The organism is Streptomyces sp. NPDC040718, assembly GCF_055593565.1.
Window position 1 is genome coordinate 51,347 of sequence record NZ_JBVIXO010000012.1, and the last position, 11,974, is coordinate 63,320.

At 74.0% G+C, this 11,974-nt stretch carries 9 protein-coding genes; 7 read left to right on the plus strand and 2 right to left on the minus strand.

Going from position 1 to position 11,974, the window contains the following annotated elements; genetic code table 11:
- Nucleotides 1-353: 353 nt before the first annotated feature.
- The 3 genes from ACZ597_RS26450 (at nt 354) to nadE (ending at nt 4,168) form a co-directional block, all read left to right on the plus strand.
- The gene (locus ACZ597_RS26450; protein ID WP_471334824.1) at nt 354-2,009 is read left to right on the plus strand and encodes an alpha/beta fold hydrolase; all 1,656 of its coding nucleotides are present in this window, start codon (nt 354-356) and stop codon (nt 2,007-2,009) included.
- Between the two features lie 598 nt (nt 2,010-2,607).
- Nucleotides 2,608-3,327 carry a hypothetical protein gene (locus ACZ597_RS26455; RefSeq protein ID WP_471334826.1) on the plus strand — a complete coding sequence of 240 codons (720 nt, stop codon included), beginning with the start codon at nt 2,608-2,610 and terminating at the stop codon, nt 3,325-3,327.
- A gap of 19 nt (nt 3,328-3,346) precedes the next feature.
- Nucleotides 3,347-4,168, plus strand: a complete 822-nt coding sequence (gene nadE / locus ACZ597_RS26460; RefSeq protein WP_471334829.1) for an ammonia-dependent NAD(+) synthetase — start codon at nt 3,347-3,349, stop codon at nt 4,166-4,168.
- 529 nt (nt 4,169-4,697) lie between these two features.
- On the opposite strand, the gene ACZ597_RS26465 is transcribed toward nadE, so the two are convergent.
- Together ACZ597_RS26465 and ACZ597_RS26470 are read right to left on the minus strand one after the other, a co-directional pair.
- Nucleotides 4,698-5,684 carry an EamA family transporter gene (locus ACZ597_RS26465; protein ID WP_471334832.1) on the minus strand — a complete coding sequence of 329 codons (987 nt, stop codon included), beginning with the start codon at nt 5,682-5,684 and terminating at the stop codon, nt 4,698-4,700.
- A gap of 71 nt (nt 5,685-5,755) precedes the next feature.
- Entirely contained in the window at nt 5,756-8,518 is a 2,763-nt protein-coding gene (locus ACZ597_RS26470; protein WP_471334835.1) for an FAD-binding and (Fe-S)-binding domain-containing protein, read from the minus strand.
- A gap of 116 nt (nt 8,519-8,634) precedes the next feature.
- On the opposite strand from ACZ597_RS26470, the gene ACZ597_RS26475 reads away from it, so the two are divergent.
- From ACZ597_RS26475 to ACZ597_RS26490, 4 genes are all read left to right on the plus strand, one after another.
- Nucleotides 8,635-9,030 carry a DUF4190 domain-containing protein gene (locus tag ACZ597_RS26475; RefSeq protein ID WP_471334837.1) on the plus strand — a complete coding sequence of 132 codons (396 nt, stop codon included), beginning with the start codon at nt 8,635-8,637 and terminating at the stop codon, nt 9,028-9,030.
- An 84-nt stretch (nt 9,031-9,114) separates the two neighbouring features.
- Nucleotides 9,115-10,233, plus strand: a complete 1,119-nt coding sequence (gene serC / locus ACZ597_RS26480) for a phosphoserine transaminase (RefSeq protein WP_471334839.1) — start codon at nt 9,115-9,117, stop codon at nt 10,231-10,233.
- Between the two features lie 294 nt (nt 10,234-10,527).
- Entirely contained in the window at nt 10,528-11,313 is a 786-nt protein-coding gene (locus ACZ597_RS26485; protein ID WP_471334840.1) for a hypothetical protein, read from the plus strand.
- Nucleotides 11,306-11,938, plus strand: a complete 633-nt coding sequence (locus ACZ597_RS26490) for a class F sortase (RefSeq protein ID WP_471334842.1) — start codon at nt 11,306-11,308, stop codon at nt 11,936-11,938. Before ACZ597_RS26485 ends, ACZ597_RS26490 begins: the two co-directional genes overlap by 8 nt.
- Nucleotides 11,939-11,974: the final 36 nt, after the last annotated feature.

An 11,974-nucleotide genomic window follows, 5' to 3' on the forward strand; every position in this document is an offset into this window, starting at 1 on the left:
TCGGCGTGGGGGGAAGCCTGGCAGCCTCCACTAAAACAATCAAGCGTGCTTGCATTGTTTTTTGCGGACTGCGATCGGTTCCCGCCACGCCGGTCAATTCCCTTCCACCAGACGTGACTTGATCCGCATCACCGATCCGGCAAGGCCCGCCCGAGGCCGGGGCCGGAACACGCCGCGACGCACCGGGAACGATCAGGGGCGGTTCCGGCCGTACGCCGGGAATGCGCCCTGCCCGCGCCCCTCGTGCGCCGATACTGGCAACTCCCCGCCCGCGCAGCCGCCGCCGCACCGGGCTCCGCACCACCTCCCTCCACGCGCCCCTCCACGCCACTCGACGACGAGGACGGTCCGCCGTGAATCCCGCTGCCCCAGCCGCGTTCCACTCCCTCTATCCCGAGCTCGACGCCACCGCCCTCACCGCCTTCGCCAGCGCCCTGGAGAGCGGCGACCCCGCCGGCCTGCCGCCCGCGCGCGCCGCGGAAGTGCGGGCCGCACGGGCCGCGGCCGCCTTCAGCCGGGGCGAGGTGACCGGCGCCTGCGGGGACCTGCTCGACGCCGCGCTCTGGCGGCACACCGGAACCGGGCCGCGGGCGGCGGTCGTGATGCCCTCGCCCTGGACGGGCCTGGGCTGGACCGCGTACGCCGTCCAGGCCGCAGCGTTCGCGGCGCGCGGCTACGACGTACTCGCCTACACCGTCCGCGGGTTCGGCCGCTCCGACGGCCAGGCCGACTTCGCCGGCCCGCTGGACGTCGCCGACGGCCGACGAGCCCTGGAGCACCTCCTGGAACGCGCCGCCGGCCCGGTCACCAGGATCGGCTTCCTCGGCGTCTCGTACGGCGCCGGCATCGGCCTGCTCGTCGCCGCGCACGACCCCCGGGTCGACGCGGTGGCGGCGCTCGGCACGTGGGGCGACCTCGGCAAGGTCCTGTACGAGAACTCCACCCGCCGCGCCTCCGCCGTACAGGCGCTGCTCATGTCGGCCGGCCGGGCCCGGCTGAGCCCGGAGACGGAACGGGCCCTGGAGGACGTCCTCACCGGCCGGGACGCCGAGGGCGCCCTGCGGTGGGCGCAGCAGCGCTCGCCGTTCGGCCACGTCAAGGAGTTCAACCGCAGGCGGGTGGCGGTCTTCGTCTCGCACGCCTGGCACGAGACGCTCTTCCCCGCCAACCAGACGCTGAGGCTGTTCGGCGAACTCACCGGCCCCAAGCGGCTCGACCTGTCCGTCGGCGACCACGGCGGCCCCGAGAGCGCGGGGCTGCTGGGGCTCCCGAGCCCGGTGTGGACGGACGCGCACCGCTGGCTCGACCACCACCTGTGCGGCGCCTCCAACGGCGTGGAGGGGGAGGGCGAGGTGCTCTCCGAGGTGATGTGGAGCCGCGCGCTGGAGCCCTCCGCCGGCCTGCCCGCCCCGGGCGGGACCGTCAACCGGCTCTACCTCACGGGGGCAGGGGGGCCCGCCGGAGTCGGAGGGCTGGCCGAGGAGCCCGAGCACGGCTGGACGGCGGGAGTGCTGTGCGGGGTGGACGCCCCGGCCGCCGTGGCCGACGCGGTCGTGCGGTCCGGGTACGCGGAGATGGCGGGCCGCCCGAAGCCGTACGCGGGCGGTGAGATCGACTCCGCCGCGGCCGCGTCCGTCACCGCCGCCTGGTCCGGGGACCCGGTCGAGGAGACCCTCCGCGTACGGGGCGTCCCCCGCCTGCGCGTGACGTACCGCGCCGCGAACTCCGGCTCCACCTTCGTCGCGTACCTGCTGGACCTGGCCCCGGACGGCTCGGCGCGGCTGATCACACACGCCCCGTTCAGCGACCTGCAATCGCCGCCGGACAGCCTGATCAGCGCGGACATCGACCTCCAGGCCACGGCGTACGACGTCCCGCGCGGGCACCGCCTCCTGCTGGTGGCGGCCGCCCGTGACCCCTTCTACGGGGACGCCAACCTGCCGCGCGCGACGCTGGCGTTCACCTCCCCGGAGCCGACGCCGTCGTACCTGGAGGTGCCGGTGGGGTGAGGGAGGTCCGGGGCCTGTACGACCAGTGGCGGGAGCGCGGTTCCTTGAGGGTGTGAGGGGCGGGGGTCCCGGCGGGCCCGCCTCACAGCCGGTTTGGGGGCTTCCCGTCAGTCCCATCGTCCTTCCGTGTCGTGCCGGTCCCTCAAGGGCGCTCCTTCGTCGCGTCGCTTCGCGATGGCCTTCGGCCACCCTTGACCGACCGACCCGCCCCGGAAAGCCGAAAGACTGCCGGGAAACCCCCAAAAGAACGGTCACGGGGCAGGGGGAGGGGAGCGGCCGCGTCAGCGATGAGGCGAGGGGCCGGGCGTCGGCCCGCCGGGCATCCGGGCCCTCAAGAGTCGCGATTCCGGACCAGGGGCGCGGCTACCCGCACGAGAGGTCGATCAGAGCCCCCTACGGAGCACCCGGGCGCACCGGATCGCTACGCGCTCCTGTCGTCTCGGCGTCCGACGACCGTCCGGGGCTGATACCCGCACCAGAGGACGAACAGGGCAGCCGAGGAAGCGGGTGGGCGCGACGGATCGCTACGCGCTCCTCTGATCTCGGCGGCTGACGGCCGTCCGGGGCTGGTGGCCGACCTGGGCGCCATCATGAGGACATGCTGCACATACTCGATTCGCCCGAAGGGCTGACCGACAGGGCTCGGCGCTTCCTGTCCGCGCGGGCCCGCACCGTAACGTTCCCGAGGATCGAGAACCCGGACGACGCAGAGGTCGCCAAGCGGCTCGCGTCCTTCCCGGGCGTGGACAAGGACGTGGTCCTTGCCGGGCTACGCCGCGCGCAGGCCCGTTACGGCGGGCTGGTCTACAGGACTTCGGCGTGGTCGTTCGAGGAAGAGATCCGCTTCCAGCCCTGGCCGTGTTACCGGGACAGCACGGAACACGGGCCGCTGGGGGAGTTCATCGACCACACGGTGGCGCATCCCTACACCGTGACGCTCCGGGACGACGGTGCCGTCGTGTACCGGTTCGGGCGGGACGTGGCGGTGTTCCCGGATGCCGACGCCCTCATCGAGGCGGACGCCCTGTACTGGGAGTGCGAGAGCTGGATTCCGGTGGTCGAGCCGAAGCCCATGCAGTCCCCGGCCGGGGTGTGGGAGGCGGCATCCCGGCTGCCGCTGATCCGGGAGGGGGCCGGCCATACGGAGTGGTGGTGGGAGTCCGACGGTTTCCGGGTGCATCTGTGGCGGACGTTCGCGGAGCTCTTCGACCAGGAGCGGCTGACGAATTGGGGACTCTGGGCGCGGGACGAGGCAGGGGTGAGGGCCGCCCAGGGGTTCCTCGCGACCCTTCCCGCTAGGGTGGACGGCACATCGTGAACCGGAACAAGGAGCAGACGTGAGCGGCATCGCCCTCCAGCAGGAGATCGCCCGGGAACTCCAGGTCGCAGAGACCTTCGAGGCCGAGCGGGAGATCGAGCGCCGGGTGGCCTTCCTCACCGAGCGGCTGACCTCCACGGGTCTGCGGTCCCTCGTACTGGGCATCAGCGGCGGCGTCGACTCGACCACCTCGGGCCGGCTCTGCCAGCTCGCCGTCGAGCGGGCCCGCGAGGCGGGGCACGAGGCGCGGTTCTACGCGATGCGCCTGCCCTACGGCGTCCAGGCCGACGAGCACGACGCGCAGCTCGCGCTCTCCTTCATCCGGGCCGACCACGTCCTGACCGTCGACATCAAGCCCGCCAGCGACGCGGCGCTCGACGCCTCCGTGGCCGCCGGTGTGGCCTTCGGCGACGCCCACCACCAGGACTTCGTGCACGGCAACATCAAGGCCCGCCAGCGCATGATCGCCCAGTACGCCGTCGCCGGCGCGCACTCGGGTCTGGTGGTCGGCACCGACCACGCCGCCGAGGCCATCTCCGGGTTCTTCACCAAGTTCGGTGACGGCGCGGCGGACCTGGTCCCGCTGACCGGCCTGACCAAGCGCCGGGTGCGCGCCATCGCCGACGCCCTGGGCGCTCCCGCCGAGCTGGTGTGGAAGACCCCGACGGCCGACCTGGAGACCCTCGACCCGGGCAAGGCCGACGAGGACGCCCTCGGCGTCACGTACGACGACATCGACGACTTCCTCGAAGGCAAGCCGGTGGACGCGCGCGCCTTCGAGACGATCGTCAACCGCTACCGCCTCACCGAGCACAAGCGTCAGCTCCCCATCGCCCCCTGACTGACCTGCGGCCATCAGCCCCGGACGGCCGCCGGCCGCCGAGACCGGAGGAGCGCGTAGCGATCTGGCGCGCCCGACGGCTCCCTCGGCTGCCCTGTTCGTCCTCTGGTGCGGGTATCAGCCCGGGACGGTCGTCGGACGCCGAGACGACAGGAGCGCGTAGCGATCTGGTGCGCCCGGGCGCTCCGCAGGTCGCTCTGGTCAACCTCTCGTGCGGGTAGCCGCGCCCCCGGCTCCGAACCTCGACTCTTGAGGGCCCGGATGCCCGGCCGGCCAGGGCCCGCCCCCGTCGCCTCATCGCTGAGAGACCCGTCCCTTCCCTCTGGACCGTGCCGTTCCTTTGGGGGTTTCCCGGCAGTCTTTCGGCTTTCCGGGGCGGGTCGGTCGGTCAAGGGTGGCCGAAGGCCATCGCGAAGCGACGCGACGAAGGAGCGCCCTTGAGGGACCGGCCCGAACCGGAAGGACGATGGGACTGACGGGAAGCCCCCAAACCGGCTGTGAGGCGGGCCCAGGGGCTACCGCCGCCCCCTCAGCCGGCTGCCCTCTGCTCGCTCCGCCCCCGCTGCGACCGGACCGCCCCCATGCTGGCCGCGATCACCAAGGCGATCGCGAGCGCGTCGAGCGCCGACATCGCCTGGCTCAGGATCAGGAAGCCCGCGGTCGCCGCGATGGCCGGCTCCAGGCTCATCAGGATCGCGAAGGTCGGGGCCGGGAGGCGGCGCAGGGCGAGGAGCTCCAGCGTGTACGGGAGCACCGACGACAGCACCGCGACGCCGAGGCCCAGGGCCAGCGTGCTCGGGGCGAGGAGGTCGGAGCCGGCCTCCGCCACGCCCAGCGGGAGCGAGATGACGGCGGCCACTGCCATCGCCAGGGCCAAGCCGTCCGCCTGCGGGAAACGGCGACCGGTACGGGCGCTGAAGACGATGTACGCCGCCCACATCGCACCCGCGCCCACCGCGAAGCCCGCGCCGAGCAGGTCGAGGCCGCCGAGGCCTCCTCCGCCGTGGCCGGCCAGCAGGGCTACACCGGCCAGGGCGAGGGCGGCCCACAGCAGGTTCACCAGGCGGCGCGAGACGATCACGGACAGGGCCAACGGGCCGAGCACCTCCAGGGTGACGGCGGGGCCGAGCGGGATGCGGTCGATGGCCTGGTAGAAGAGGCCGTTCATGCCGGCCATGGCCACGCCGAAGGCGACGACCGTCCCCCAGTCGGAACGCCCGTACCCGCGCACCTTGGGCCGGCACAGGACCAGCAGCACCAGCGCGGCGGCCGCGAGCCGCAGGGTGACCACGCCCGCCGCGCCCACCCTGGGCATGACCATCACCGCGACGGCGGCCCCGAACTGCACCGACACCCCGGCCGAGACCACGAGCGCGACCGGCCCGAACCGTGAGGCGGAGACGGGGGCGGAGCCCCGCGCGGAACCCGGCGCGGAAACCGGCGCGGAAACCGGCGCGGAACCCGGGGCGGAAAGCGGAGGGGCGGTCGTCGGGGACGAAGAGGATGGTGCGGGCATGAATCCAGACTAAGGGGTGCGTAAGGCCCATCACCGAGTGTTCTGCCTTACAACCCGCCTTACAACCCGCCTTACAACCCCTCCGCCAGGAGCTCCGCCAGGTGCCGCGCCCGGTGGCCGCCCAGCTGCGCGATCTGGGTGCGGCACGAGAAGCCGTCCGCGAGCACCGCCGCGCCCGCCGCCGCCGTGCGCAGCGACGGCAGCAGCTGTTCCTCCGCGCACGCCACCGAGACGGCGTGGTGGCCGGGCTCGAAGCCGAAGTTGCCCGCGAGGCCGCAGCAGCCGCCGCTGAGCTCCCCCGTCAGCCCGGCGCGTGCGCGCAGCCGCCGGTCGGCGGCGTCGCCGAGGACGGCGTGCTGGTGGCAGTGGGTCTGCCCGGCGACGGGCCGGTCCAGGCGGGGCGGGGTCCAGTGGGGGACGTGTTCCTCCAGGGTCTCCGCGAAGGTGCGGACGGCTGCGGCGAGGCGGTGGGCGCGGGGGTCGTCGGGGAGGAGGGCCGGGAGGTCGGCGCGCAGGGCCGCCGCGCAGCTGGGTTCGAGGACCAGCACGGGTCCTCGTACCTCTCCCAGGGTGTCCAGGGTGCGCCGGAGGACCCTGCGGGCGCGGTCCAGCCGGCCGGTGGAGACGTAGGTGAGCCCGCAGCACACCCGGCCCCGGGTGGGGACGGTGACGCCGAGGCCGGCCGCCGTGAGCACGCGGACCGCTGCCCGGCCGACCTCGGGGGTGAAGTGCTCGGTGAAGGTGTCGGGCCACAGGGTCACCGGGGTCGGGGGTCGGCCCTGCGGGCGGCTTTCCCCACCCCGCCCCGTCCCGAGGCCGGGGGCGGCGGCCCGGGACCCCGGCGCACCCCACCACCGCGTGAACGGCACCCCCGCCACCGCCGGCAGGGCCCGCTCGTGGGCCAGTCCCGGCACCCGCAGTACGCGTCCGGCGGCGTTGACGGCGCCGGCCGCGCGCAGTGCGGCGATGAGCCGGAGCCAGGCCGGAAGGCCGCCCAGGGTGTAGTGCGAGAGGGGCCGGAGGCGGCCGGACCAGTGGCGGTGCAGGAACTCCGCCTTGTACGCGGCGACGTCCACGCCGACCGGGCAGTCGCTGCGGCAGCCCTTGCAGCCGAGGCAGAGGTCGAGGGCCTCGGCGACCTCCGGGGAGCGCCACCCGCCGGTGATGATCTCCCCGGCCAGCATCTCGTGCAGCAGCCGGGCCCGGCCGCGCGTGGAGTGCCGTTCCTCGCCCGTGGCCCGGTACGAGGGGCACATCACGCCGGGGCCGCCGGTGTCGGTGGTGCGGCACTTGGCGACGCCGACGCAGCGGGCCACCTCCGCCCCCAGCGGCGCGTCGGCCGGGACCACCGCGAAGCGGAGGTTCTCGTCCAGCCGGGCCGGGCGGACCAGGATTCCGGGGTTCATGCCGCCTGCCGGGTCCCACACGTCCTTGTACGCCGCGAAGAGCCCCATGACCTGCGGCCCGTACATCCGCGGCAGCAGTTCCGCGCGGGCCTGTCCGTCGCCGTGCTCCCCCGACAGGGAGCCGCCGTGGGCGACGACCAGGTCGGCCAGCTCCTGTGAGAAGGCCCGGAAGCGGGCCACGCCCGCCGCCGTGACCAGGTCGAAGTCGATCCGGACGTGGACGCAGCCCTCGCCGAAGTGCCCGTACGGGGTCCCGTGGAGCCCGTGCTCCGCCAGCAGTGCCCGGAACTCCCGCAAGTACGTGCCGAGCCGGGCGGGCGGGACCGCGCAGTCCTCCCACCCCGGCCAGGCCATCGCGCCGGACGGGGTCCGGGTGGCGGTGCCCGCCGCGTCCTCCCGGATCCGCCACAGGGCGCGCTGCGCGGCCGGGTCCGTGACCAGTACCGCGTCGAGCGCGTCGGCGTCCCGCAGCAGGCGGCGGGCCGCGCCCTCGTCGGGCATCTCCACGAACAGCCAGGCCCCGCCCCGGGGCAGGCCGCGGGCGCCGCGCACCAGGTCCTCGGCCATGCCCTCGACCGTGAGCGGACCGTGCCCCAGGAGCCCGGCGGCGGCGTCGGCGGCCGCGCTCTCGTCGGGGTAGCCGAGCACCGCGAGGACGGGCGCGGGCGGCGGTTCCACGAGGCGCACCACCGCCTCGGTGACCACGCCGAGGGTGCCTTCGCTGCCGCAGAAGGCCCGCGCGACCTGCACCCCGCGTTCGGGGAGCAGGGCGTCGAGTCCGCCGTAGCCGGAGATGCGGCGGGAGAAGGTTCCGGCGGCGAGGCCGGTGCGGAGGACGGCGAGGTTGCCGTCGACGAGTTCCCGCAGTCCGGCCGGCGCCCCGGCCCAGCCCGTGCCGATGCGGTGTTCGGCGCCCCCGTGGCGGACCACCGTCAGCTCGGTGACGTTGTCGGCGGTGGTTCCCCAGGCGACGGAGTGGGCGCCGCACGCGTTGTTGCCGATCATCCCGCCGAGGGTGCAGCGGGAGTGCGTGGACGGGTCGGGGCCGAAGGTGAGGCCGTAGGGGCGGACCGCGTCGCGCAGCCGGTCGAGGACCAGTCCGGGCTGGACGACGGCGGTGCGGGCCCCGGGGTCCACGGACACGAGGGCGTTCATGTGCCGGGTGAGGTCGAGCACCACTCCGGTGCCGGTCGCCTGCCCGGCGATGGAGGTGGCGCCGCCGCGCGGTACGACGGGCACGGCGGCGTCGGCGCAGATCCGGAGCGCGGCGGCCACGTCCTCGGCGTCGCGCGGGGCGACGACCCCGACGGGTACCCGCCGGTAGTTCGAGGCGTCCATGGTGGCGAGGGCCCGCGCGGCGGCGCCGAAGTCCACCTCCCCGCGCAGCTCTGTCCGCAAGGTCCGCTGGAGTTCCCCGGTTGACGTCACGGCGCCCACCTTGCCACCGGCGCCCCGCCGTCCCGTCCCGGCACAGCGGCGGTTCCGTAGAGTGGCCTGCCCGGCCGGCCTGTCCGGCCTGCCCGGCCTGACGAGGGGGACCCGACGTGACCAGCAGTACCAGCGGCAGTACCACCGGCGCCGAGCGGACACCCGATCCGGCGGCGGGCCCGGCGGCGGTGGCCCGCAACACACCCGCCCGGATCGGCTTCTGGTCCGCCGTCTGCGGCATCGGCCTGATCGTCGGCATTTTCGTGACGCCGTTGCTGTGGCTCGGCTTCGGCACCATCTACACCCTCTCCATGGCGGTGTTCGGGCTCGTCGCGATCCCCGCGGGGCACCTGGGCCGGCGCCGCGCCAAACGCCTCGGCGGCCGCGACCGGGGCGCGGCCCTGTTCGGCATCCTGGCCGGCTGGCTGCTGCTCCTGGTCAGCCTGCTGATCGTGCTCGCGTACGCCGGACTGGTCGCGGGGGCCGCGGTCCTCGTCGACGCCGCGGCCTGAACCACCCGGTACGGAACGGGCTCGTCCGTCTCACCGGGTGGACGCGCCTCCGACGCCCGGTCCGGGACCCGATACGCTCCGCTCGTGGCTGAGATCCAGATTCCCGCTGACATCAAGCCCGCCGACGGACGCTTCGGCGCGGGCCCCTCCAAGGTGCGGACCGAGGCGCTGGACGCCCTCGCCGCCACCGGTACCTCCCTGCTCGGCACCTCGCACCGCCAGGCCCCGGTCAAGAACCTGGTCGGCTCGGTGCGCGAGGGCCTCCGGGACCTCTTCTCCCTGCCCGAGGGTTACGAGGTGATCCTGGGCAACGGCGGCTCCACCGCCTTCTGGGACGTCGCGACCGCCGGTCTGATCGAGCGGAAGTCCCAGCACCTGACCTTCGGCGAGTTCTCGTCGAAGTTCGCGAAGGCCGCGAAGCTCGCGCCGTGGCTGGACGAGCCGTCCGTGATCTCGTCCGAGCCGGGCACGCACCCCGAGCCGGTCGCCGAGGCGGGCGTGGACGTGTACGCGTACACGCACAACGAGACCTCGACGGGTGTCGCGGCGCCGGTCAAGCGCGTCGCGGGCGCGGACGCCGGGTCCCTCGTCCTGGTGGACGCCACGTCGGGCGCGGGTGGACTCCCGGTGGACATCACCGAGTCCGACGTCTACTACTTCGCCCCGCAGAAGTCCTTCGCCTCGGACGGCGGCCTGTGGCTGGCGGCGTTCTCCCCGGCGGCCCTGGAGCGCGCCGCGCGCGTGCACGCCTCGGGCCGGCACATCCCGGAGTTCTTCTCGCTGCCGACGGCGATCGACAACTCGCTGAAGAACCAGACGTACAACACCCCCGCGCTGTCGACGCTGTTCCTGCTGGACCAGCAGCTGCGGTGGATGAACTCGCAGGGCGGTCTGGAGTTCACGACGGGCCGTACGGCGGCCAGCGCGCGGAACCTGTACGGCTGGGCGGAGGCGTCGAAGTACGCGAACCCGTTCGTCCAGGACGCCGACAAGCGCTCCGCGGTCATCGGCACGATCGACTTCTCGGACGACGTCGACGCGGCGGCGGTGGCGAAGGTGCTGCGCGCCAACGGCATCGTGGACACCGAGCCGTACCGCAAGCTGGGCCGCAACCAGCTGCGCATCGCGATGTTCCCGGCGATCGACCCGGCGGACGTGCAGGCGCTGACGGCCTGCATCGACTACGTGATCGAGCAGCTCTGATCCGACGGGCCCGCCCGCCCCGTCCGTACCTGTGGAGCCCCCGGCGCCTTCCCGGCGCCGGGGGCTCCGGTGTTTCCGGCTCGGACCCCCGGGACTTTGGTCCTGAAATTCGGGGCAAAAACCCCGTAAACGGATGACCGTCACGCCGCCCCCACCTGCGGATCCGCCTCCAGGGACTTTCGGCCCGCCCCTCCGGACGCCGCCCGGCCCCCGAAACCGAACACCCCGAATGCCCCTCTTGTCCGGTGTGCCGGGAACGACCCCCGGCCGGCCCGTTCCGTTCAGGAGGAACTCATGCGCAAGGCACTCACCCTCACCGCCGCGGCCCTCACCGCGTCGCTGGCCCTCGGCGGCGCCACCGCTTCCGCCGCCGGCACCCCCGCCCCCTCCCCCACCGCCAGTGCGAGCACGCACCCCGCCGCCACCGCCCGCGTGGAGGTGCCCACCTCCCCCGTGAAGCCCGGCGACGCCATCAGCGTCACCGTGACCGCCCCGGCCGGCTCCGAGAACCTCGCCGTCTCCTCCGCCGCACTGGGCGACGTCAAACTCACCCCGGGCAAGGACGGCAGCTGGAGCGGCACCGCCAAGGTCGCCGACGTCAAGGACGGCTCCTACGGCGTCTCCCTCGCCGGCAGCGCCCCCGACGGCACCAAGCTCCAGGCCACCGCGCAGCTCACCGTGAAGAAGGACGACCCGAAGCCGCCCGCCCCCACGTCCTCCACGCTCCGGCTCTCCACCGACTTCGGCCGGCCCGGCGACAAGGTCACCGTCACCGTGAAGACCACCGCCAAGGACGCCCACGTGAAGTCCGGCGCCTTCGCCGGCGGCCGCGTCGACCTGAAGAGCGACGGCCACGGCACCTTCACCGGCACCGCGACCGTCGCCAAGGACGTCAAGACCGGCTACTACGGGGTCGACGCCTTCGCGGGCGGCAAGAAGTTCGACACCGTGAAGTTCTCCACCGAGGCCAAGGCCGGCCCGGACGTGAAGCCGCTGAAGCCGGTGACCCCGCTGGTGCCCTCCGAGCACAAGACGCCCAAGGGCTCCGTGAACACCGGCCAGGCCCCCGCCGATGCCTGAGCCCGCCCCCTCCCGGCGCCGGGGCGGCCGCGCACGCCGCGCGGCCGCCCTGGCGGGGGCCCCGGCCCTGGCCCTGGCCCTGGCCACCGGCTGCTCCGCGGGCGCCGAAGCGCACGGGACCACCCCCCGGACAGCCGCATCCGCCCTCCCCGCGTCCGTCCTCCCGGCGTCCGTCCCCGACCGCATCGAGATCCCCGGCATCAAGGTCGACGCCCCCCTCGACACCGTCGGCCTCGACGCCCAGGGCGTCATGCAGGAGCCCGACTTCGCCAAACCGGACGACGCCGCCTGGTACAAGGACGGCCCCACCCCCGGCGAGGCCGGCGCGGCCGCGATCGTCGGGCACAGGGACACCCCGCAGGCCCCCGAGGCCGTCTTCCACAACCTCAAGACGCTCAAGAGCGGCCAGCGGATCGAGGTGCACCGCACCGACGGGACCACCGCCGTCTTCTCCGTCGACTCCGTCGACACCTTCAAGAAGGACTCTTTCCCCACCGAAAAGGTCTACGGCGACACCCACGGCAAGGCCGAACTGCGCCTGATCACCTGCGGCGGCGACCTCACCGCCGACCGCCACTGGGACTCCAACGTCGTCGTGTTCGCCCACCTCACGGGCAAGGCCTAGCTCCCCACGCGATACCTTCAGCACTCCAGAGGCAGT